This is a genomic window from Streptococcus sp. NLN64 (genome assembly GCF_015831295.1).
Taxonomy (GTDB): Bacteria; Bacillota; Bacilli; order Lactobacillales; family Streptococcaceae; genus Streptococcus.
Map to the genome: position 1 here is coordinate 12,142 of NZ_JADXDQ010000012.1, position 23,369 is coordinate 35,510.

At 43.7% G+C, this 23,369-nt stretch carries 24 protein-coding genes and 1 pseudogene; 1 reads left to right on the top strand and 24 read right to left on the bottom strand.

Features of this window, described 5'->3' with window-relative positions; all coding sequences use genetic code 11:
- Window positions 1-162 precede the first annotated feature (162 nt).
- The 21 genes and pseudogenes from recN to I2503_RS03140 form a co-directional block, all read right to left on the bottom strand.
- The gene (gene recN, locus I2503_RS03040; protein ID WP_196966975.1) at window positions 163-1,824 is read right to left on the bottom strand and encodes a DNA repair protein RecN; all 1,662 of its coding nucleotides are present in this window, start codon (window positions 1,822-1,824) and stop codon (window positions 163-165) included.
- 4 nt (window positions 1,825-1,828) lie between these two features.
- Window positions 1,829-2,245, bottom strand: coding sequence for a hypothetical protein (locus I2503_RS03045; RefSeq protein WP_196091712.1), 417 nt, complete (start codon window positions 2,243-2,245; stop codon window positions 1,829-1,831).
- Window positions 2,232-3,044, bottom strand: a complete 813-nt coding sequence (locus tag I2503_RS03050) for a TlyA family RNA methyltransferase (protein WP_247644673.1) — start codon at window positions 3,042-3,044, stop codon at window positions 2,232-2,234. The genes I2503_RS03045 and I2503_RS03050 overlap by 14 nt, the downstream gene beginning before the upstream one ends.
- A complete protein-coding gene (locus I2503_RS03055) occupies window positions 3,028-3,894 on the bottom strand; it encodes a polyprenyl synthetase family protein (RefSeq protein WP_196966976.1) in 867 nt (288 codons plus the stop codon). Before I2503_RS03055 ends, I2503_RS03050 begins: the two co-directional genes overlap by 17 nt.
- Window positions 3,891-4,106, bottom strand: a complete 216-nt coding sequence (locus tag I2503_RS03060) for an exodeoxyribonuclease VII small subunit (protein WP_196091710.1) — start codon at window positions 4,104-4,106, stop codon at window positions 3,891-3,893. The genes I2503_RS03055 and I2503_RS03060 overlap by 4 nt, the downstream gene beginning before the upstream one ends.
- The gene (xseA, locus tag I2503_RS03065; RefSeq protein WP_196966977.1) at window positions 4,084-5,424 is read right to left on the bottom strand and encodes an exodeoxyribonuclease VII large subunit; all 1,341 of its coding nucleotides are present in this window, start codon (window positions 5,422-5,424) and stop codon (window positions 4,084-4,086) included. Before xseA ends, I2503_RS03060 begins: the two co-directional genes overlap by 23 nt.
- A 9-nt stretch (window positions 5,425-5,433) precedes the next feature.
- Window positions 5,434-5,787, bottom strand: coding sequence for a Spx/MgsR family RNA polymerase-binding regulatory protein (locus I2503_RS03070; protein ID WP_196966978.1), 354 nt, complete (start codon window positions 5,785-5,787; stop codon window positions 5,434-5,436).
- A 3-nt stretch (window positions 5,788-5,790) separates the two neighbouring features.
- Window positions 5,791-6,669, bottom strand: a complete 879-nt coding sequence (gene rsmI, locus I2503_RS03075; RefSeq protein ID WP_196966997.1) for a 16S rRNA (cytidine(1402)-2'-O)-methyltransferase — start codon at window positions 6,667-6,669, stop codon at window positions 5,791-5,793.
- 3 nt (window positions 6,670-6,672) lie between these two features.
- The gene (locus tag I2503_RS03080; protein WP_196966979.1) at window positions 6,673-6,984 is read right to left on the bottom strand and encodes a DNA replication initiation control protein YabA; all 312 of its coding nucleotides are present in this window, start codon (window positions 6,982-6,984) and stop codon (window positions 6,673-6,675) included.
- 116 nt (window positions 6,985-7,100) lie between these two features.
- A complete protein-coding gene (locus I2503_RS03085; protein ID WP_196966980.1) occupies window positions 7,101-7,997 on the bottom strand; it encodes a DNA polymerase III subunit delta' in 897 nt (298 codons plus the stop codon).
- A complete protein-coding gene (tmk, locus tag I2503_RS03090; protein WP_196966981.1) occupies window positions 7,994-8,626 on the bottom strand; it encodes a dTMP kinase in 633 nt (210 codons plus the stop codon). The genes I2503_RS03085 and tmk overlap by 4 nt, the downstream gene beginning before the upstream one ends.
- Window positions 8,627-8,939: 313 nt before the next feature.
- Window positions 8,940-9,596 (bottom strand): CBS domain-containing protein, encoded by a 657-nt coding sequence (locus tag I2503_RS03095; RefSeq protein WP_196091704.1) that lies wholly within the window; start codon window positions 9,594-9,596, stop codon window positions 8,940-8,942.
- A gap of 23 nt (window positions 9,597-9,619) precedes the next feature.
- Window positions 9,620-10,330 carry an ABC transporter ATP-binding protein gene (locus I2503_RS03100; protein WP_196091703.1) on the bottom strand — a complete coding sequence of 237 codons (711 nt, stop codon included), beginning with the start codon at window positions 10,328-10,330 and terminating at the stop codon, window positions 9,620-9,622.
- Window positions 10,330-11,094 (bottom strand): ABC transporter ATP-binding protein, encoded by a 765-nt coding sequence (locus I2503_RS03105; RefSeq protein ID WP_196966982.1) that lies wholly within the window; start codon window positions 11,092-11,094, stop codon window positions 10,330-10,332. Before I2503_RS03105 ends, I2503_RS03100 begins: the two co-directional genes overlap by 1 nt.
- A complete protein-coding gene (locus tag I2503_RS03110) occupies window positions 11,094-12,050 on the bottom strand; it encodes a branched-chain amino acid ABC transporter permease (RefSeq protein ID WP_196966983.1) in 957 nt (318 codons plus the stop codon). The genes I2503_RS03105 and I2503_RS03110 overlap by 1 nt, the downstream gene beginning before the upstream one ends.
- Window positions 12,051-12,052: 2 nt before the next feature.
- The gene (locus I2503_RS03115; RefSeq protein WP_196091728.1) at window positions 12,053-12,922 is read right to left on the bottom strand and encodes a branched-chain amino acid ABC transporter permease; all 870 of its coding nucleotides are present in this window, start codon (window positions 12,920-12,922) and stop codon (window positions 12,053-12,055) included.
- A 260-nt stretch (window positions 12,923-13,182) separates the two neighbouring features.
- Window positions 13,183-14,346, bottom strand: a complete 1,164-nt coding sequence (locus tag I2503_RS03120; RefSeq protein ID WP_196966984.1) for an ABC transporter substrate-binding protein — start codon at window positions 14,344-14,346, stop codon at window positions 13,183-13,185.
- A gap of 136 nt (window positions 14,347-14,482) precedes the next feature.
- Complete coding sequence (locus I2503_RS03125) at window positions 14,483-14,749, bottom strand: DUF2129 domain-containing protein (RefSeq protein WP_196966985.1); 267 nt, start codon at window positions 14,747-14,749, stop codon at window positions 14,483-14,485.
- 121 nt (window positions 14,750-14,870) lie between these two features.
- Window positions 14,871-15,470 (bottom strand): annotated as a pseudogene (locus I2503_RS03130) (ATP-dependent Clp protease proteolytic subunit); the annotation flags it as partial.
- Window positions 15,471-15,539: 69 nt separating this feature from the next.
- The gene (gene upp, locus I2503_RS03135) at window positions 15,540-16,169 is read right to left on the bottom strand and encodes a uracil phosphoribosyltransferase (RefSeq protein WP_196091698.1); all 630 of its coding nucleotides are present in this window, start codon (window positions 16,167-16,169) and stop codon (window positions 15,540-15,542) included.
- Between the two features lie 587 nt (window positions 16,170-16,756).
- Entirely contained in the window at window positions 16,757-18,382 is a 1,626-nt protein-coding gene (locus tag I2503_RS03140; protein ID WP_196966987.1) for a polysaccharide biosynthesis protein, read from the bottom strand.
- A 134-nt stretch (window positions 18,383-18,516) separates the two neighbouring features.
- On the opposite strand from I2503_RS03140, the gene I2503_RS03145 reads away from it, so the two are divergent.
- Window positions 18,517-19,962, top strand: a complete 1,446-nt coding sequence (locus I2503_RS03145) for a UDP-N-acetylmuramoyl-L-alanyl-D-glutamate--L-lysine ligase (RefSeq protein ID WP_196966988.1) — start codon at window positions 18,517-18,519, stop codon at window positions 19,960-19,962.
- Window positions 19,963-20,011: 49 nt separating this feature from the next.
- Here the strand turns inward: I2503_RS03145 and I2503_RS03150 are convergent, their stop codons facing one another.
- From I2503_RS03150 to pflA, 3 genes are all read right to left on the bottom strand, one after another.
- Window positions 20,012-20,884, bottom strand: a complete 873-nt coding sequence (locus I2503_RS03150; RefSeq protein WP_196966989.1) for an Rgg/GadR/MutR family transcriptional regulator — start codon at window positions 20,882-20,884, stop codon at window positions 20,012-20,014.
- A gap of 249 nt (window positions 20,885-21,133) precedes the next feature.
- Window positions 21,134-22,069, bottom strand: coding sequence for a manganese-dependent inorganic pyrophosphatase (locus I2503_RS03155; RefSeq protein ID WP_196966990.1), 936 nt, complete (start codon window positions 22,067-22,069; stop codon window positions 21,134-21,136).
- Between the two features lie 76 nt (window positions 22,070-22,145).
- Window positions 22,146-22,940, bottom strand: coding sequence for a pyruvate formate-lyase-activating protein (pflA, locus tag I2503_RS03160; protein ID WP_196966991.1), 795 nt, complete (start codon window positions 22,938-22,940; stop codon window positions 22,146-22,148).
- Window positions 22,941-23,369 lie beyond the last annotated feature (429 nt).

The following is a 23,369-nucleotide window of genomic DNA, read 5'->3' on the forward strand; positions in this document are numbered from 1 at the left end:
CATACCTACTTCTACTCAGTAATCTTAGTCCTATTATACTCTTTTAGTTGATCTTTTATTACTGTGTTAGCTCGTCTTGCCGTACTTCAGTACTATCTACGACTCGCTGCCTTGTACTAAAAGTAAACTAAAAGACTATATAACAAATTCCCCACAAAAACCTCAATGTTTTTGCAAGAGCTCACGCGCCTGATTTATAGCCGATTCCGTCAAGATCTCACCAGCCAACATACGCGCGATTTCTTCGACCCGCTCGTCCATTTCTAAAAGGCGTACCCGGGATACCGTAGAAATCTCATCCGATATTTTTTCAATGAAAAATTGATAATCGGCAATGGCAATCACCTGAGGAAGATGAGAGATCGCAAGGACTTGTCCATGACTCCCTATCTTATGAATTTTCTGGGCAATGGCTTGGGCAACGCGACCAGAGACACCCGTATCGACTTCGTCGAAGACAATACTAGTCTTGCCCTCTTTACGGGAAAAGGCCGATTTAATAGCCAACATTAACCGAGATAATTCTCCACCACTGGCCACTTTGACAAGGGGTTTAAAATCTTCCCCAGGATTGGTGGAGATGTAAAACTCAATTTGTTCATTTCCATCTCGGCTAAACTTACTCTTGGTAAATCGGACCTGAAATCTGGCCTTATCCATATAAAGGTCTTGGAGCTCCAGCTGGATCTCCGCTTCTAATTGTTGCGCAAGTACATGGCGTGCCTGGCTCAATCTCTGAGCTAGATCGACCAGGGTCCCTTCCTCTTCCTTAAGCTTATGAGCGAGGTCCGTAGATGAAGTTTCGTTGCCTGTCAGCAGATTGTATTCTTGGGAAATTTTTTCAAAATATTCCAAGACTTCTTGAACGCTTCCACCATATTTACGGCTAATGGCGTAAATCACATCCAGACGACTCTCAATGTGAAGCAAGCGATTGGCGTCAAAATCGAGGGAGGAAAGGTGGTCTTCAAGGCGCCGAGTCGCGTCTTCAAGGCTATAATATGCCTCTGACACTTGCTCAGCCATCTCCTTATAAAGAGGATTATAATCTTCAAGACTCTCTAAATCGCCAAGGGCCAATCGAATTTTACCAAGGGAAGACTGATCTTCTTCGTCCAATAAATGGAAGGCCGAGGTCAAGGTGTCCGCAATTAATTTATGATTGAGAAGTTGTTCTCGCTCCTGCTGTAGTTCTTGATCTTCCCCAGGTTTCAGGGCTGCCTCTTCAATCTCAGCTAGTTGAAATTCCAACATTTCAATCCGAGCACTGTGCTCAGCTTCTTGATTTTGCTGGAGGCGCAAATCTTTGCGGAGGGTACGGTAACGGTCAAAGCTTTGAGCATAACTTTGCTTGAGCCGATGAAAATCAGCATCGCCAAATTCATCCAATAAACGGCCATGCCACTGGGCACGCATTAGTTCCTCTTGGTCATGCTGGCCATGGATATCAACCAAATGCTGGCCAACTGCACGCAAGACTGAGAGGTTGACCATCTGTCCATTGATACGGCTGACACTACGGCCATTTTGGAAAATTTCGCGGCGGATAATCAGCTCCTCGCCAACTTCAATCCCCTGCTCCTCTAAAATATTTGAAATATCTTGGGGTTTCTCTAATGAAAAGAGACCTTGGATCTCGGCTTTAGGCATCCCGTGTCGAATCACATCCGTTGTAGCACGACTCCCAAGCATCATATTCATAGCATCAATGATGATCGATTTACCTGCCCCGGTTTCACCCGTCAAAACCGTCATTCCCTGATCAAAATTTAGGGAGATTTCCTCGATAATGGCAAAATTTTTGATTGAAATTTCTAATAACATAACCTTACCAATTTTCTAGTGCATCTGACATTTCCTGCGAATCTACTCCAGTCTTGACAACGATCAAGACCGTGTCATCGTCAGATAAAATAGTGAAAATATCCGAAGAATAGCGGGACCAGACCTCTTTTTTGAAAAGCAAGGCCTGGCCAGGTGTAACCTGAATGGAAATCATGTTATCCTGACGCATCACATGCAGAATCGGCGTTTTTTTGACAGCCGGCTGTACTTGGTAGCCAACCTCACCTCCCTTGACAATCCCCAATTCACGAAGATCTCGGGAAACTGTTGCTTGCGTCGCCACCAATCCTTGACTGGCCAAGAAATCCATAATTTCTTTTTGTCCTCGCACTGTTTTTTGCTGGATCAAGGACCGTATGAGGGCCTGGCGGTGTCCCTTATCTATCTTAGAATGTTTCATGTGCCTTCTTTACCGTTTCTTTTATTTGTTCAAGAGGAAGAGCTGGACCGTTATCCCGTTTTAAGTAGAGCAAAAATTCCATATTCCCTTGACCACCGGTTATGGGAGAAAAGTCCACCCCATGGACTCCAAATCCCAGCCCTTGAGCCATGGTCATGACCCGATTCAAAACTTCTTCATGGACCTTGGCTTCCTTTACGATCCCCTTTTTGCCAATGGCTTCCCTACCTGCCTCAAACTGCGGCTTGACCAGGGCCACTACCTGGCCCTGGTCTTCTAGCACAGCTGCTAAACTGGGTAAAATGAGACTTAGAGAAATAAAACTGACGTCAATAGAGGCGAAACTTGGTTGTGGCAGAAAATCTTGCGGATCCGCATAACGGAAATTGTATTGTTCTCGGCTGATTACACGGGGATCCTGACGAAGTTTCCAGGCCAATTGATTGGTTCCAACATCCACGGCGTACACTTGCTTGGCACCTGCCTGCAACATAACATCTGTAAAACCTCCTGTAGAGGCACCAATATCGATGGTATATTGGTCAGTGAGATCAATACCGAAAACATCCAATGCCTTCGCTAATTTCAAACCACCCCGACTGACATAAGGCAGGGTCTCACCCTTGAGTTTTAAAGGGGTATCTGCTGGGATTTTCTCCCCAGGTTTATCAAAACGGTGACCAGAGTCTTGGTGCAAAACCAAACCTGCCATAACCCCCCGTTTAGCCTGTTCCCTTGTTTCAAAAAGGCCTTGGTGCAAGGCCAAAACATCCACTCTTTCCTTAGTTGCCAATTGCAAGTCCTTCAATTCTTTCCTTCATTATTTGAGCGTCAAACCCTTGCTCCTCCAATTTTTGGAGTAAGCGATCAATCTGGGCTAATAAATCCCCCAGCAAAGTCTTGGCAGCATCCAAGCCATAAAACGCAGGATAGGTCGCTTTTTGAGCAGCAACATCCTTTTTGGGAGTTTTTCCTAACTCTTCAAAACTAGCCGTTTCATCTAAAATATCATCGCGAACCTGAAAAGCTAAACCAAGCAGCTGACCTAATTGATCTAAATCTTCAGCCGTTTGCTCATCAACGTCAGCTAAAATCCCAGCAGCCACAAACGGAAAGTGCAGGAGTCGACCCGTTTTATGGTGATGAATTTGCTCCAATTGCACTAGGGTGATGGCCTGGCCTTCCGAACGGATATCCAAACTCTGCCCACCAACCATCCCGTAGGTACCAGAAGCCAATGAAAGAAGATTTATGAGCTTCACGACTTTCGGAGCAGGAAGTTGAGCTTGTGCTAATAGCGCAAAGGCATCCAAGAAGAGACTGTCCCCTGCCAAAATAGCGGCTGCCTCCCCATATTTTTTATGGTTTGTGAGTTGTCCTCTACGGTAGTCATCATCATCCATTGCTGGTAAATCATCATGAATCAAACTTCCTGTATGGATCATCTCTAAGGCCGCTGCCACTTTCAGATGACCTTCTTCAATTTTGAGTCCAAATCCTTGAAGAAGGTCCAGTAGAATCAAGGGCCTTAGTCGTTTTCCGCCTGCCTCAATGGAATAGAGAATACTCTCAACCAAGACTGGATCCGGACTATCGGATTGATAGAATGCTTGGAGGACATCCTCCAGGGCTTGAGTCTGTTGCTTCATGATTTCATTTCCGTTTCTTGACCATTAGCCCCCATTATGGTGACCATGGTTTTTTCAGCATCTTGCAGGGTCTTTTGAAGCTCTTGACTTAAAATCATTCCTTTTTGAAACTCCTGTAAGGCTTCTTCCAAGGGAACTTCCCCTTGCTCCAACCGTCGGACCAAAAGCTCCAATTCTTGCATTTTTTCTTCAAATGTCTGATTCTTGGACATGGGTTACCTCTACTTCTAATTGACCATCCTGTAACTGAATGGACAAGCTATCTCCTGGCTGGACTAGTTCGACATTGGAAACAATTCTTTCCTGCTTACGAACCAAGGCATAACCGCGCTGGAGAATTTGACTTAATTCTAACTGTGAAAGAGCATCACTCGCCACTTGAAACCGTTGTTGAGCCTTCTGGACCAAGAGATGCATGGATCTCCGCAAGTCCTTGTCCAATACAAGCACTTCCTGGTTAAGCCGCTCAAGTTGAGGGCTTGGGCTTTGCCGCACCAAGGCCTGATTGAGAAGCTGATAGCGGTGACTGACTGCTTGCAGACGGCGGTCCAAGACCTGGCTAAGCTGTTGATCTAGATGATCTAGTTTCTGCAAATAAGTATCGTAAAGTCGCTCAGGTTGGCGGAATAGAATGGATTGCTGAATCCGTTCCAAGCGCTCTCCCTTTACCTTCAGCTGCTGGTCCACAACTTGCTTCAATCGCAATTGGCTACGCTCCAGAGCTAGGAAATAATCAGCTTTGGTATAAGTCGTCGCCAATTCTGCCGCTGCGGTAGGAGTTGCCGCCCGCTTGTCCGCCACAAAATCTGCCAGGGTGACATCCGTTTCGTGGCCTACACTTGAAATCACAGGTAGGCGAGATTCGAAGATGGCTCGAACCACGACTTCTTCGTTAAAAGCCCAGAGGTCTTCCATTGAACCACCTCCGCGGCCGACGATCAGAATATCCAGGTCCTCCGCCTGATTGGCCTTTTGTATCTGAGCCGCAATTTCCTCTGCCGCACCCTCACCTTGAACCTTAGCCGGATACAGCCGAATACTCAAACCAGGAAAGCGTCGATTCACTGTCGTGATAATATCTTGAATAACCGCTCCACTCTGACTGGTCACTACCCCAATCTTTCGATTAAAAGCCGGTAATTCCTGCTTGTGCTCAGACTTAAAATAACCCGCTTGCGTAAGTTCTTTTTTTAGTTGTTCAAAACGAAGAGCCAATTCTCCAACGCCAGCTGGCTCAGCCTGTTCAATCAAAATGGAGTAGGAACCGTTCGGGGCATATAATTGGACACGCCCCACAACATTCAATTGTTGACCTTCTTCTAAGGTGAAAGGCAATTTCTTAAAAATAGGCCCCCACATAGTCGCCTGAATCACTGCCTGATCATCTTTCAAAGAAAAATACTGATGATTGGGACGGGCCCGAAAATTAGAGACCTGACCGGTCAAAAAGACGCGTTCTAGATAGGGATCCTTGTCAAACTTCCGTTTCAGATAGTTGGTTAAGGTTCCAACGGAAAGGTATTCTGCCATCGATAGTTCCTATAGTTCTAAATCCGCATATGGGGTCCTATACCCAATTTGCAGTAAGGTCCCATCTTTCACTAGGAGCGGACGCTTGATTAGCATACCATCTGTTGACAATAATTGAGCCGCCTCTTTTTGACTCATTGACGAAATCTGATCTTTTAGCCCCAACTCCCGATACTTATTTCCACTCGTGTTGAAAAAAGCCTTGATTGGCCAGGTTCCCTGATCCATCCAAGCTTCCAACTGTGCTGGACTAGGTGCCTCTTGGGTCAAGTCGATAAAGTGACTTTCAATACCCAAGCTTTTTAATTCTTTTTCTGCTGCCTTACTTGTTGTGCAGCGTAGATGGCCGTAATAGTCATACATCGCTTACTCTTCTCCCTGTTCTACTTCTTCATGGTAGGCCTTGTATAGTTCCTTGGCCTTGAAACCGGTCACTTTGGCTAATTCCTGACTGGCTGTTTTTAATCGTTGACCTGCCGCCACCCGTTCCCGTAATTGCGGCAAAACACTTTGCAAATCTAATTGGGGCTGGTCTTCCTCAATATATCCTTCCAGGATGAGTAGGCACTCTCCTTTTATAGGGTCAGACTCCAACGAGGACAGAAGATCCTTTATCTTCCCTCTGCGAAACTCCTCGTAGATCTTTGATAATTCCCGGACCAGTACAACCTTTCGATTCCCGTACACCTCTAAAATTTGTTCCAAAGTCGCTTCAATGCGATAAGGTGATTCATAAAAAATCTGGGTCTCTGGATAAAGGCGCTTGGTTTCCAAAAACTTCCGCTGTTGGCTAGCCTTACGGGGCAAAAATCCATAAAAAATGTGCGGTTGGGCAGGAAGTCCACTGGCAATCAGTCCAGTTATCCCCGCGGAAGCACCTGGGAGGGGGACAACCTTAATGTCTTGAGCCAAGGCTGCCTGGACCAAATCCTGGCCTGGATCTGAAATACTCGGTAAACCGGCATCTGAAACTTGAGCGATATCCTTTCCTTCTTCAAGTAGATCCAAGAGTTCTGGAATCCGGGCTTGGGCATTGTGTTCGTGAAAGGAAATCAAGCGTTGTTCAATCCCAAAATGCTTGAGGAGCTGGCCGGTTACTCGGGTATCCTCTGCTGCAATAGCGTCCACTTGCGCAAGGATCTTGAGGGCCCTAAAGGTCATATCTTCCATATTCCCAATGGGGGTACCAACTAGAAAAAGGCTTCCTTTACCATTGGGTTCTTTGTAACTTTTTTGAATCTGCACCATCTAACCTCGGAATAATAATTCATCACAAAACACACAATCTTCTGACCGTGGCTGGCCGTAAAAGGTTGTACAGACATGAAATCCATCTAGATAGATACGGTTCAAGCCTTCTCGAGCAGATGTTGCTTTTACGGGATTTTGGGTATCTTCTTCTGTCAATCGTTCCCGCAATTTTTCATTTTCAAGGCGGAGGGCTGTATTCTCTTCAATGGTTTCTCTCACAACTGCCTTCATTTTGTCAATCTCATTTAAGGTTGTTAATAATTGATTGGTGAAGACATCAAGGGAATCTAGTAATTCTTTCTTTTCCAAGGGACTCCTCCTCAATTTTTTGAATCGACTGTGATTGTCAATAGTCCCATCACTTGCAGCAGCTAGCCCGATAGACTAGATGCAGAGTAACAGTTAGGACCGCTATGTCACAGTTCTTACAAATTCTTTAAACTAAAACGTTCCAGACTTGTCAGCAAGGGAACATTGGCCTGCCAGGCTCTTCGAGCTTCCATCAAATCTTCGAGTAGGGATAGACGCTTTCGAGCAGGTACTTCCTGTCCTAATAGAATCTCAATCGTATCTAAAAGCAAACCCTGCTTGTCCTTGTCATCGGCAAGACTAACCAGACCGGATAAGGCCACAAAAGATTTTATGTCACCGGCTAAAAACCGCTGTAGCCAAGTAAAAACCTGGCGTTCCAATTCCAGACACCAAGCCTGTCCAATCGTATCTAAAAGATTTTTCCTCCCCTGCAGCAGGTGGTCTAAAAACTGAGCCTGTGTTTTCAATAAACCTGTTCGCTCTAACTCTTTTTGAAAATGCTGCCCGGTCTCAGGAAAATAGACATACTGACTTCGACTTCGAATCGTCGGTAAAATCTTTTCTGAGGACTGACTTAAGAAGAAAAAATACTGGCGACCAGTCGGTTCCTCCATTGATTTTAGAAGGGCATTGGCTCCATTTAGATGCATGGTCTCTGCATCTTCAAACACAAAGACCTGGGCTTCCCCTTCGATACCAGATTGTGAAACCTGGGTCAAGATATCCCTGACTTGTTCCGTTCGAATCATCCGATTCACAGGCTCAACCAGATGAATGTCAGGGAATGTCTGACTCTCCACCAAGCGACAGGAGCGACATTGGCCACAAGGAAGCCCCTGAAGAGGTTCATCGCAAAAGAGGGCTTGGCAGAGATAGAGAGTCATATCCAACCGCTCTGCAGCTCCGGTAAAGAGGTAGGCGTGGCTCATTTTACCCGCCTGAATCATGCGTTGAAACCGTTGCAGTAAGACAGGCTGAGTCTCCTGTAAACGTAGATGCAGGCCAGTCATAGAGACCAACTTTCTATCACAATATCCAAGGCATCTGCTAAAACCTTTTGAAATTCTTGGCTAGCATCTATTTGAACAAAACGCACTGGATCATTCTTAGCAATGGCCAAGTAGCCTTGGCGCACCTGCTCATGCCAGGACAAATCTTCCTGATCAAGCCGGTCCACATCATCGGAGCGACTTGCCTGAATCCGGGCCAATCCTTCAGAAGCTGGCAAATCCAGTAACAAGGTCAAATCTGGCTTTTTTCCATCGGTCGCAAACTGATTTAACCAATGAATGGCTTCCAAATCCAAGCCTCTCCCGTAACCTTGGTAGGCCACTGACGAATCAATAAAGCGATCCATCAATACCAAAGCTCCCCGTTCGAGGGCCGGTAAAACTTTTTCCACCAAGTGTTGGCGGCGACTGGCGATGTAAAGTAAAAGCTCCGTTTTTTCGTCCATCTCCATATGGTCAGGATCGAGAATAATCTGTCGAATCTGCTCGGCAATCCGAACACCACCAGGCTCCCTGGTAACGACAACCTCGACGCCTTTTTCATTGTAAAACTGGGCTAACTCCTGGATTAAAGTGGATTTGCCCGACCCATCTGGCCCTTCGATGGAAATCAAAAATCCTTTTTTCATAGTTCCCTCATTTCTTCCTTCTATTATACCTGTTTTCCAGAAATTTGACACTAGCTAAATCCAACTCCGGTCCAGTATAGTCTTTTAGTTTGCTTTTAGTACAAGGCAGCGAGTCGTAGACAGTACTGAAGTACGGCAAGACGAGCTAACACAGTAATAAAAGATAAACTAAAAGAGTATAAAAAACTCCTTGGATGTTCCCAAACTAGTGTAGCTCAGGAAATCTCCAAGGAGTTTTCATTTACTTTTAAAATCAAAAGCTTCCCATAACTTACTAAAACACTTGGGAGCGTGTGGAAACTGAAAGATTCAATTAGAAGGCTTTAGCCGTGGTTTCCTTGATATAGTCTACCTGCAAACCTTGTTTTTCAAGTTCTTCCCGAAGTTGATCGTGATCAGTCTGACCTTCCAGTTGCAACTCAATGGTTACAGAACCATCTGCATTAGGGATATTCACAACATTATCGATGTTCAAATCCCGTTCGACTACTGCGTGAACCGCACTTTCCAAAACGCCAACTTGGTTGGTTGTCCGCACCCGAACACGAGTACCAGGTGCCCCATAGCCAGTTACCTCCAAGAAAGCTTTAAAGATATCACGGTCAGTGATGACGCCACGAAGCTCGTCCCCTTTCATAACTGGAAGAATACCAACCTTGTGTTTAAACATTAAGTAAACCGCATCTTCTAAGCTTGCATCTTCATCCAGGGTAAAGACATCACGTACCATAACATCTTTGACTTTGGTTTTGTTGAGAAGGTAGTTCATTTCGTAAATAGACAAGGTGGTTGCTTTGGAAGGAGTCGCTTCTGCAATTGTACCTTCTGTTACCAAGCCGACCAGTTTGTCATTGTCCATAACTGGTAGACGGTGGAGATTTTGTTCCCGCATCAAGTCTGCCGCATGTGCAATGGATGTATCTGGATCAATAAAGACCACACGTTTTGTCATAAATTCTTTAACAGCCATGTTTTTTTCCTTTCCTTAAACCATTATCCACCAAGGTAGGCCTTGCGGACTTCTTCTGAGGTTAGAAGTTCTTGACCAGTACCAGATAATACAATTTTACCATTTTCCAACACATAACCGCGATTCGAGATGGCAAGAGCCTTATTGGCATTTTGCTCAATCAAAAGAACGGTTGTACCTTGAGCTTGGATATCTTTAATGATCTCAAAAATTTCATTGATGAAGATTGGAGCAAGTCCCATTGATGGCTCGTCCAAGAGTAAAAGTTTTGGAGTTGACATAAGGGCCCGTCCCATGGCCAACATCTGCTGCTCACCACCTGAAAGAGTCGCAGCATCTTGTCCTTTACGTTCTTCCAAACGTGGGAAACGCTCAAAAATCTTCTTGAGGTTTCGAGCATTTTCTTCTCGATCTTTTTTTAGAAAGGCTCCCATTTCTAGGTTTTCCATAACCGTTAGACCAGGGAATACGTGGCGGCCTTCTGGTACTTGAGACAAGCCAGAAGCAACGATATTTTGTGCAGCCTGTTTTTGAATCTCCTGGCCTTGGAACAGAATCCGTCCTTGACTCGGGCGAACCAAACCTGAAATGGTGCGAAGGATACTGGTTTTTCCAGCCCCGTTGGCTCCAATCAAGGACACAACTTCCCCTTCCGCCACTTCAAAGCTGACATCATGGACCGCTTCAATCATCCCGTAATGAATGGATAGATTTTCAACTTGTAACATTGACATTAGGCTTCTCCTCCCAAGTAAGCTTCAATCACGCGCTTGTTGGTGCGAATTTCTTCTGGTGTTCCATGGGCAATCAAGCGACCATATTCCAGTACATAAATGCGTTCAGTTACTTCCATAACCAAGCTCATATCATGCTCAATCAACATAACCGTAATGTTAAACTCTTCTTTAATTTTACGGATCAAAGCCGTCAATTCTGCTGTCTCCTGCGGGTTCATCCCAGCAGCTGGCTCATCCAAGAAGAGAATTTTTGGCTCAGTCGCCAAGGCCCGAACAATTTCCAAGAGCCGTTGTTGCCCATAAGCCAAATTTTTCGCCAAGGTATCCGCATACTCCTCCAATGAGAAAATTTTCAAAAGATCCATAGCCTTTTTCTTGTACTCTTCTTCTTTTTTATAGTAGAGAGGAAGGCGGAAGAGGCTGGCAAAGACATGTGGATTTTGGTGATTGCCAAAAGCGATAAGAACGTTATCAAGAACCGTCAAATCTTTGAATAACCGGATGTTCTGGAAAGTACGACCAAGACCTAGCCCAGCAATCGTGTAAGGCTCTTTCCCATTTAACTCATTCCCATCCAAGGTAATGGTTCCTTCACTTGGTTCGTAAACTCCCGTCAATAGGTTGAAGAGGGTCGATTTACCTGCCCCGTTAGGACCAATCAGACCCACCAATTCGCCCTTGTCCAATTCCAAGGTTACATCGCCAACAGCCGTTAAACCGCCGAAATGTTTTGTCAAGTGTTTAACTTCTAATAATGCCATTAGGACTTAACCTCCTTTTTTGATTTTGACAAAAGATTCTTCAAACTAAATTCCCAAGTCCCCAAAAGACCACCTGGACGGAAAATCATCACAAGGATAAGGGCTAATGAGTAAACAATCATCCGGATACTTGCAACGTCTTGCAATAACATGTTTAAGAGTCCCAAGACAACTGCAGCAACAATGGTACCAGTCATAGATCCCAAACCACCGAATACGACAATAATCAGGATATTGATAGAGTTCGTGAATGCGAAATCGCGTGGAACAACGGAACCAACAAAACCAGCATGAAGGGAGCCTGCAATACTTGCAGTGATAGCACCGAAAACAAAGGCCATTATCTTAATGTTGGTGGTATTAATCCCAACGGATTCCGCAGCAATCTCATCCTCACGAACCGCAAGTGTCTGACGACCAATTGGACTTCGCAAGTAGTTTAAGGTCACAATGGTTGTCAATGCGGCTAAGACATAGACCATTTGCCAGGTTGTAAAAGCAGGAATTCCCAAAATACCAGCAGCACCATTGGTCACCTCACCACCATTGACGATGATGATCCGAATAATTTCTGCAACCCCAAGGGTAGCAATAGCTAAGTAATCCCCTTTCAAACGAAGGGTAGGAATTCCGACCAAGAGTGCTACAACACCTGCTACGGCCATCCCCGCAAGTACAGAAACAAGGAAACCACCATAGGTCGGCAATTGTTTCCCGATAATGGCGGTTGCATAAGCTCCAATCGCCATAAAACCAGCATGTCCTAAAGAGAACTGACCTGAGAAACCAACAATCAAATTGAGTCCCACAGCCAAAATAATATTAATTCCAATTTGCTGGAAAATCATTTGATAGTAGAGATTGAGAACATTCGTCTCTACCAAAAGCGTAACCAGGGCATAGCCAGCAATCAGCAAAGCTGCCCAAATCATATTTTCCTTTAGATTTTTTTGCATGACTAGACCTTCTCCTTCACATTTTTACCAAGAATACCACTTGGACGAACTAGGAGAATCAAAATCAATACTCCATACACAATCGCATCACGGAAGTCAGAGAATCCAAGAGCCGTTGCCGCTGTTTCAAGAATACCGATAACAAATCCACCTAATGCTGCCCCAGGAATAATTCCGATACCACCAAGAACCGCCGCAACAAAGGATTTCAAACCAGGCGTCATCCCCATCAACGGGTCCAATGAGTTATAGTAAAGGGCAATCAAGACACCCGCTGCTCCAGCGAGAGCTGAACCAAGCGCAAAGGTGAAACTGATGGTGCGGTTTACATTAATCCCCATCAACTGAGCCGCATCACTGTCCACGGAAACAGCCCGCATGGCTTTCCCCATCTTTGTCCTTTTGACAATCAATTGAAGTACAACCATCAAGAAAATGGACACTCCTAGAATCAACAACTGAATGTTTGTAATAGATACAGGCCCCAAGTCAAAGCGGACAGTATCGATAACTTGTGGGAAAGGACGTGGATTAGCACCAAAGAAGAAAACCATTCCATATTCTAAAAGGAAGGATACCCCGATAGCGGTAATCAAAGCTGCAATCCGAGTGGATTGTCGCAAGGGTCGATAAGCCAGAAACTCAATCAAAACCCCGAGAGCAGCCGTTCCGACCATGGCCAATAAAAGGGCTACAAAGAAATTCAAACGGAGGGTGTTAATCAAGAAATAACCCATGAAGGCTCCCATCATGTACACATCCCCGTGGGCGAAGTTGATCAAGCGGATAATCCCGTATACCATGGTATACCCCAAGGCAAGCAACGCATAAATGCTTCCCAAGATCAGCCCATTCAATAATTGCTGTAAAATCATTCGAAATAATCTCCTAAAAAAGATGTTCCCTTCTAATAAAAGGGATCGATACTTCTATACCGTCTGTCCTCCTAGTCCAAGACCGTGAGGACTTTTGTCATTCTATTAGTCTCTATTCTACTATACTCTTTTAGTTTATCTTTTAGTTTATCTTTTATTACTGTGTTAGCTCGTCTTGCCGTACTTCAGTACTGTCTACGACTCGATGCCTTGTACTAAAACTAAACTAAAAGACTATACAAAAACGATTTCCACTTTTAATCAGGTTGAACGGACACCGCTTCTTCAACCTTACCATTTTGCATAGTCATCATAAAGGCTGACTTAGTGGTATTGTGATCGGCATCAAAACTTGTTTTACCGGTTACCCCTTCGTAGTCTTTAATCTTGGTCAGGTTGTCACGAATTTGAATAGAATTCTCTGCCCCTTCCATAGCTTTGGCCATCATCTTCATAGAATCGTAAGCCAAGGCTGAGAAAGTACTTGGTTCTTCATTAAAGCGCTTTTTATAAGCGACTTTGAACGCCTCTGCTTCATCGTTAGTTTTAACGGTTGAAGAAAAACCAGATACGAAGTAAATATCATTCGCTTTCGCCGCAGTCGCCTGTTGAACAAACTCTTCAGAATTCAGTCCATCTCCCCCAACTACAGGTTGATTTAGACCCATTCCGCGCATCTGATTCACAATTTTACCAGCTTCGGTATAGTAACCAGGGAGAACCATAACATCAAAGTCCTGCCCCTTCATCTTAGTCAAAGCAGCTTGGAAATCGGTATCACCTGCGATGAAGGTTTCTTCAATAACAATCTCACCTTTATAGGCTTCCTTGAATGACTTAGCAATTCCTTTAGCGTAGTCACTTGAGTTATCTGTAAACAGGGCTACTTTTTTAGCATTCAAATTATCAGAAACATATTTAGCAATGATACGCCCTTGATAAGAATCTTGGAAGGTTCCAACGAACAAGAAATCTTGTCCTGCAGTCAAACCATCTTGAGTAGCACTTGGAGAAATCACCGGTACACCAGCAATGGTTGCTTTCGGAATCGCCGCCGCAGTCGCACCAGAAGTTGCCGGACCAACAATGGCATTTACTTGTTGCTGGATGGCCAGGTTAGTCGAAACAGAGGCCGCTTCCTGAGTTTCTGATTTATTATCCTTGGAAATGACCTCAATTTGCTTCCCGTCAATTCCACCAGCCTCGTTCATTTCCTCGACCGCTAGCAAGGCACCTTTTTGTTCAACAGAACCATAGGCAGCTACCGCTCCAGTATTTTCAAAGTTAAAGCCAACTTTGATGGTATCCCCAATCTCGGTCCCCTTAGCTTTGGATCCATCTGCAACCGGTACTTGTGTACAAGCCGCTAAAAATGTCATAAAGGCCATTAAAATTGTGGCCACTAAGCTTTTACGTTTCATAGAACCTCTCCTCTTTTTTTATAGAGTCTAATATATAGAATTGTCAGAAAATTGTCAATACAAGTTTAAGATTTTTTTTAATTTTTTCCATGAAGATTTTCATTGGATTTTCTTTGAAAAAGAAAAGGAGGCTGAGTTATTCCTCAGTCTCCTCTGTTGATAAATCGATACCTTGAAAACTCCGAGGTAGGGTAGCCAATTGACTTTTGGTAACCTGACGCACATAGTTTTCTTGCTCCAACTCTTGAATCGTCACTTCAACACGATGAACCGGCACAAAAAGTTGGACATACCGCAGCCGACGGGAATGGTAAACCACATCTCCCCAAGAGGATAGTTTGCGACGATCCCGATTGTAATAAAGGTAGACATAGATTGCCTGGCGCCGATCCTCCAATCCCATAGCCAGCTCCTTTCCGTTTCCTTCTGTTATTTTATCATATCTACTAGTCCTTGGCTAGCTCCCTTTGTACAACAAAAGAGGTGGACCCCAGGTCTCAACCTCTTTTAGTTCCTCGCTCTGATTAGGCTTGTGGCAACTGGTTATTGGCCATGATTTCATCAATGAAACCATATTCAAGTGTTTCTTCTGCACTCATCCAATAATCACGCTCAGCATCCTTGTGAATTTGTTCCACTGGTTTACCTGAATTGTCTGCCAAGATTTTTTCTAAGGTATGACGAGTTTTGAGCAAGTGCTCAGCAGCGATCGCCATATCTGTTTGTTGAGTACCGCCGCCTGTACCACCCATTGGCTGGTGAATCATGTACTCAGCATGTGGCAACATAAAGCGTTTGCCCTTAGCACCACTAGAAGCAATGATGGTTCCCATGCTCGCAGCCATCCCCATAACAATTGTCTGAACATCTGCTTTAATAAAGTTCATGGTATCGACAATGGCAAGTCCAGCGGATACAGATCCACCTGGTGTGTTCACGTAGAGGTAAATATCTTTAGTAGAATCTTGGGCGTCCAAGAAAAGCAACTGGGCAATTACGGAATTGGCCATGTTATCTTCGACTGGACCCGTTAGCATAATAATCCGGTCTTTTAAGAGACGTGAATAAATATCATAAGAACGTTCACCACGACTGGTTTGTTCAATAACTACAGGAATCATTCTGTACTCTCCTTCTTTACTGGAATGAGTTTATTATACCTAATTGGTCAGTAAAGGTCAACTTAAAAACTTTTATTTGGTACCAAACAAACGGTCACCCGCATCTCCGAGACCCGGAACGATGTAACCATGCTCATTCAACTTCTCATCCAAAGCAGCTGTAAAGATTGGAACTTCCGGATGGGCTTCTTCTAATGCAGCTACTCCTTCAGGTGCCGCAACCAAGCAAACAAAGGTAATATTGCTGGCACCACGTTTTTTCAAGGAATCAATGGCTAAGATAGCGGAACCCCCTGTTGCTAACATTGGGTCCACTACAAAAATACGTCGTTGGTCAATATCTTCTGGAAGTTTCACCAAGTATTCTACGGGTTGCAAGGTTTCCTCATCACGGTACATCCCAATATGCCCAACCTTAGCAGCTGGAACCAAACTCAAGAGACCATCAACCATCCCAATACCTGCCCGTAAAATTGGTACAATAGCTAGCTTCTTACCAGCCAATTGTTTCTGAACCGTTGTCGTAATAGGGGTTTCAATTTCCACATCTTCTAAAGGAAGGTCGCGGAGTACTTCATACCCCATCAACATGGCAATCTCATCAACCAACTCTCGGAAGGCCTTGGTAGAAGTATCCGTCCGACGAAGAATAGACAATTTGTGTTGGATCAACGGATGCGCGATGACTTGAACTTTAGACATGCTTGGTTCCTCTTTTCTTAATTTTTTCCATTATATCACAGTCCACCATGAAAAGCTTTACATTTATAGCCTTTTTACAAAAAAAGAGGTTGAGACAAAAGTCTCAACCTTCCTATTTTCGTTAGTGAATTCACTGTGACGCAGTGGTTGATTGGTACTTTCTTTCGCCTTTATTGAAAGAACAGTTCATGTTCTCTTATCCAGATACTCAAAGAGTCAATTCCTGACTCGTTGACCTCCGAAAGTAACCGAATCAACATTGACATGAACTTCGTTCATTTCATTTAGAAACTCTAAAGGCATTCAACATGCCTTTAGACCGGGGGGTGGGATTCAAACAGTCTGGGAAGAGACTGTTTGAATCCCGAGCCTAACAATAAAAGAGCGAGGTCGGTTTGGGGAGAAACCGTTTCAGCTTACAACTTGAAACAAAGACTTGTAACGAACGATTTTATTTGTAAAAATCGTTCTGTCTCACTCTCCTATTTAACGTTAAGTTTTTTCCAACTTCTGAATAGGAAAAAGAGTTCTTCATCCGTATTTCAAGCAGATATCCTGTTTCTTAGTTCAAAACGTTTGGTTTTAAATCATGAAATCCGCAGAAGTTGACGTAATCGTTGAGCTTGTGGTCCCATTACCCGATCCAAGTGATGAGACTTGAGGGCCATCCAGGCATAAACGTAAACGGAAATGGCTCCGACGACTAGTAAATGAAGGAGACTACCCCAGCGACTAGTCGGTGCGATGACGAAAGATAGTAAGAATTGACTTAGACCTGTAAAGACAGACATCACTACTGTCATCAAGGTAATCAGCAACATCCGTTTCATCAGCCGTTGATGATTTAAGCGCGTTATCCGGTGAATGGTTTGGTACATCAAGACACAGGGGAGCACCAATGCTAAGCCTGTTGCTAACAAAGGTCCATATGAACCGAATAGCCAAATAAATGGAATCTGTAAAACCAATTTAAGTCCTAAACCATATACGAAATACAGCATCGCTAAACGATTTTCATAAAGCGCTTGGATCATTGGAGCTAATACGGTATAGAGACCTAGAATGATTGTGAAAGACATCGCCCAGACAAAGAGGTTGAGCGAAGAGCCCTGAGGTTGCCCATAGAAAAATGTATAGAGAGCTTGGCTCAAGAGTAAGGAACCGAAGGTCGCCGGAATAAGAAAAGTCATCAGGAGACTGAGGTTATCGATAACCAATTTAGCGGAGGCTCCAAAGTCTTTTTTCACAAAATTCTCTGTCAAGAGCGGAATCCCGACCCCACCGATGGAGGATGCTACGGCAATCAGGATCATACTGACCTTATTGGGATTGGCTGAGAAGTACGAGAACAAGACCAACAGATCCTTTTCAGAGGTATCGGTAAACCAGCGAGAAACATTGATAAAAGTCATTTGATCGATAATCTGGAAAAGTTGGATGGCTGATCCCGTGATGATAAAGGGCACTGCTTCCTTGAGCGTTTCGATTACCAATTCGGTACCACCTTCCAGCTCTTGACCAGAGGCTGCCAGAATAGGACGTAAGAGCCCCTCATGATTTAAGGTAAAAATGAGAAGTGCCATGGAGGCAATCATCCCGATAAAGGCGGCAAAGGTGGACTGAGTAACGGCGGCAACATAGTCTTGGTTCCCCATCTGCATAATGAGAAAGGTAGCTAGTAGCATCCAAATGACACGCGCCACCTGCTCAGCTATCTGACTCATAGCGAATGGCCGCATATTATTGTAGCCTTGAAATACTCCGCGAATGATACTCATGACTGGAAAAATCAACACTGCCCAAGCTAGACTTTGCATAACAGGGATCAATTCAGCTCCTACTCCCGAACCAGAAGCAAAAAGTGGAGCAGCAATATACATGATTGCCGCAAATACAATTCCCAGTACCAGCATCAACTTCAGGAATCGATTGATCAAAGCAAAGGCCTTGCTCTCTTCTCCCATGGTATTGTATTTTGCAATCTGCTTGGAAATGGCAACCGGTAGGCCTGCTGTAGAGATCAAGAGAAACCAAGCGTAGATATTGTAGCCCATGGTAAAAAGACCGTTGGCTTCTGCTGCATGCTGCCCCATCCAGCCATACCAAGGAATAATATAGAGAGCGCCCAGGAGACGACTGATCAAGTTGCTAGCCGTCATCCAAGCAGCGCCCTTAAGCATCAACTCTTGCTGACGCGATTGTTGGTCATTCATTCTATTCCCCTTTAAATATTTCGAAAATCCTACCACTATTATAGCACGAAGCCCTTATCCCTCCAAGATTTTAGCTAAAAAATCCCAATGGCGTTTGACTTGTAAAAGCTTGGCGGAAGGGTTACAATAAAGCTATGATGAAACTTGAAACCGCATTACAAATCCTTAAAGAGGATCACAACTTCCGTGCCATTGTTAAAGACGATCATTACTACTATCAGGGAGAAACTTGGGATTTCCGAGAACTAAGCTATGATAGTCGCGAGGTATCTGAGCAAACACTGTTCTTTGCCAAAGGCCATCAATTCAAAGCTGAATACTTGGAAACCGCAATCCAACAAGGGCTAAAATACTATGTCAGTGAAGTAGACTACCAAGTATCCATCCCCGTAATCCTGGTTAATGACATTAAGCAAGCTATGAGCCTAGTGGCTATGGCCTTTTACGACCATCCCGAAAGGAAGCTAAAACTCTTAGCCTTTACCGGAACCAAGGGAAAAACAACAGCCGCTTATTTTGCTTTTAACATTTTAAAAGAAGAAGCTAAACCAGCTATGTTGTCCACTATGAACTCCACTTTAGATGGCACAACCTTCTTTAAATCCCAATTGACAACACCTGAAAGTTTGGACCTCTTTGCCATGATGGCTCAAGCGGTCAAGAACGGGCGAACCCACTTTATTATGGAAGTCTCCAGTCAGGCTTACCTGGTGAAACGGGTCTACGGCCTTACTTTTGATGTCGGTGTTTTTCTCAACATCAGCCCCGATCATATCGGCCCGATCGAACACCCTACTTATGAAGATTATTTCTATCATAAGCGCCAATTATTAGCCAATAGTCGTTATGTGATATTGAATCAGCAAATGAATCACATTGACTTCCTCCTCGACTCAATTGCGGATAAAGCTCACACGGCCTATGGCGCCGGTAGCCCCAATTCTATCAGTCAGTCCAGCGCCTTTCATTTTCAACTCACCGGCCCCTTAGCAGGTGACTACGCCATTCAACTAATTGGCGACTTTAACCAAGAAAATGCCCTAGCCGCAGCCCTAGCCTGCCACCGACTCGGAGCCAGACCCGCTGCCATTAAAGCAGGAATTGCCCACACCAAGGTTGACGGACGTATGGAAGTCCTTTCGCATCCTTCTGGAGCTAAAATTTTTATTGACTATGCCCACAATGGCGATAGTCTGAAAAAATTAATCGATACGGTGGCCCACTATCAAACCGGTAAAATCGCTCTCGTCCTAGGAGCAACCGGTAACAAAGGAGAGAGTCGCCGAAAGGACTTCGGTTTGCTCCTAAATGACTATCCAAGTGTAGAAGTCTACCTAACCGCTGATGATCCCAACTATGAAGATCCAGAGGCTATTTCCCAAGAAATCGCTAGCTACATCCACCGTCCAGTCCACATCATCCCCGATAGAGAACTGGCTATACAAACAATATTGAAGCAGTCCTACAAACCTGATGATGCTATCATCATTGCTGGGAAAGGGGCCGATGCTTTCCAAATCGTCCAAGGAGAAAAAATCCCTTACCCTGGCGATCCCCAGGTTGTCCAAAACTACTTATAACATCAAAAAGGAACCGAAATCGGTTCCTTTTCTGCCTGTCCTTGACACTTTAGTGATTATTAGCCTTTATCTTAATCGCAGCATCAACTCTTGCTTGATAAGACTGGGCTAAATGGATACTTCCTGTATCACGAAAAATCTCAATAACCTTTTCCATCAGCATCAATCCCTTTCGTTCATCATGAAAGAAAAATTCAAACATCCCCTCTGCATACTGGTAGACCAAACGCTCAAAGATATCGCGTTCTTCAAACTGATTATTTCGAATGAACTTCCGGTAGTAATGGGCATCGATAAGTTCCTGCCTCTCACAAGCAAGGACAAATGCTTCCAATACCAAATAATTAATCATCCGACGATTCAAAGGAAGCTCTTTATAGAATTCCGAGCGCGACATCATCTCCTTGGTGAGAGTCATAAAAAGACTGTGACGAAAACGGTGCATCGAATGCATGAAGAGTAAGAGTTCATAGTAACCCCAGTACTCCACTCCAATCAAATAATCCGTTAAGACACTAAGATCATGCTCCGAAACAATTGCGTCCCCTGTCATCTCTTCCAATTTAATCTTTATAATGATGGTGTTTAGTTCATGAAAAAGCCTTCGAAGTTTGGGTTTGACGGGCCTAGTTTCCAGAAGGTGTCGCATACTTACCACATCGTTGCGTAGAACATATAAATCCATCTTGTGAATAAGGTCCTGCAACTCGTCTCGTTTAAAGTCCTGAACAGCATAGGTGAACTCAGACATGGGCATATTGATCTCATCCAGGGCAATTTTAAATTTTGAAATGGTTAAGTCGGACTGCCCATTTTCAAAACGAGACAACTGGGAGACCGATAAATCTTTATTGGAAATCGAACGCAAGGACAAGCCTCGTGACTGCCGGAATTGTTTAAATACTTCACCGAATGATTTCATACAAACCCTTTACATTTTTTGACCTAGGAAACCTCAAAACAATATACTCGTGAAATTTCAAAAATGACGAAACAAGACTATGAGACCGGACGATGTCAGGATTAAAATTTGAATGATTATGAATGAGCGAAAGAAGGTAGATCCCCCCTAGACCTACCTTCCTCACATTTACACTCTTCACAAATCTCATAACTGTTCTCAGTTTAACCTTTGATTTTCTCGAGTATGATTTCTGCTTTTATTCTTGTGTTAATTCGCAAAAGCAGCTGTCAGTTGCGGAACAACTTGTTTTTTACGAGATACTGCACCAGGCAAGAAGGCATGGTGGTCTTCCAACTTGAAACCAAAAGCTGCTTCAACCTTATCTGAGTTAGCACCAAAGGTTAAAATTTCAGAATTGGAATTGACAATATCTGTGATCATCAAGACAAAATCAGAGTAGCCTTTTGCAGCCATTGCATCCTGTATTGCTTCTTCAATTTCTCCCTGTCGTTCCAAAATTTCAGCGATATCAACTGTATTGACCTGAGCTACGCGAACAGTATTTCCCCCCAATTCAAAGCTCTTCGCATCAATATCAATTAGTTCTGCTGCAGATTTGCTGGAGAGATTGGTACCAGCTTTCAACATTTCAAGTCCATAAACCTCTAGCTCAACACCTGCGAGTTCTGCCAATTCAGTAGCCAATGGAATGTCTGTTACATGTGTTGTTGGAGATTTCAACAAAAGTGTGTCTGAAATCAAGCCTGAAAGCATCAGTCCTGCAATTTCCTTTGGAACTGCAACCTGATTTTCTTTAAACATGCGGTAGACAATTGAAGATGCAGATCCAACTGGCTCCAAACGCATAAATAGAGGGTTCGCAGTTTCAAAGTTGGCCACACGGTGATGGTCTACAACACCAAACACTTCAACATCACGGATTCCTTCCGCAGATTGTTGGAATTCATTGTGGTCAGTCAAGATGACTTGCTCAATCCCTTCATTGGCAAGAGACTGAATTTCACGTGGAGTCTCAACGCCAAAATAGTCTAGGACAAAGCGTGTTTCTTCATTTGGTTGTCCCAAAATAACCGCTTCTGTTTCCAAACCATGAGCTTGGCGAGCCAAGTAAGCATAAGCATATGATGATGCAATCGCATCTGTATCAGGGTTTTGATGACCAAAAACCAAGATTTTTGACATGATTCTACCTCTTTTCCAATTTTCATTTACCATTTTAACACAAAGCCGGGTCTTCTACCACAGAAGAAACTAGGAATTATCCTCTTTGAATTCGTTTTAGGTAGTCTGTGTAAGATTCTGTATCCATCAGCTTTTTAGCATTCTCAACTCGTTCTTTCGTAGGTGGTTTGACGCCTTTAAGAGGGTAATCAATTCCCAATTTCTCCCACTTAAATTCTCCCATGGTATGGTAAGGTAGAATTTCAAATTTATCGACATTTTTTAGGGTTTTTACAAATTTACCAAGTTCCTCCAAATCATCATCTCGGTCGGTTAAACCTGGTACTAAAACATGCCGAATCCATACAGGAATCCCCTTATCAGATAGATACTGTGCACAAGCCAAAATACTGCGATTACTCTGGCTGGTGACCCATTTGTGTCTCTCTTCATTGATTTCTTTTAAATCTAAAAGAACCAAATCTGTTACTTCCAAGAGTTGATCAAAAACGACCAGATACTTGGAATCATTGCGAAAGGTCAGACCACAGGTATCAAGTGTTGTATGAATTCCAAATTCCTTAGCCTTATTAAATAGTGCAATTAGAAAATCAATTTGGAGAAGAGCTTCTCCACCACTAACGGTAATCCCTCCATTTTTCCCCCAATAGCCTTTATAACGTAGGGCTTCTTGAAGTATATCGTCTACCGTACGTGTCTGGGCCTGATTATTCTCCATCGCCCAGGTATCAGGATTATGGCAATACTGGCACCGCATTTTGCAACCTTGTAAAAAAATAATAAAACGAATTCCAGGTCCATCTACAGCACCAAAACTCTCTGTTGAATGAACATATCCAGTCACGCTCCCATAATCGATTCCTTCTCCCATAACAGCCCTCCTGTAAGCGTTTTACTTTCTATAGTATAGCACTTTTTTGGAAAAATGTCCTCATTTTTCATGATAGTACATGAAAATAGAATCCATGCAAATACACATTCTTCACTCACCTAAAGCCCAAGTCCCTTTTAACACAAGAAATATGGAGGAGCTTCCAACTTCTCACTAAAGTTCAACCTCTGTTTTTATCAAATAGGAAACTCACAATGTAGCGTCTTTTATAGTCTTTTACTTTACTTTTAGTAAAAGGCAGCGAGTCGTAGACAGCTCAAAATCTCTGTGAGAGATTTTGAGCTTATTGAAATCCAATGAGTCTAAAAGAGTATACTATCAAAGATCGAAGGCACTATGGTGGATTCATCAGTCAAAAAAACACCTAGAATCAAGCTACCTTTCCAGCAGCTGACTAGGTGTTTTTCC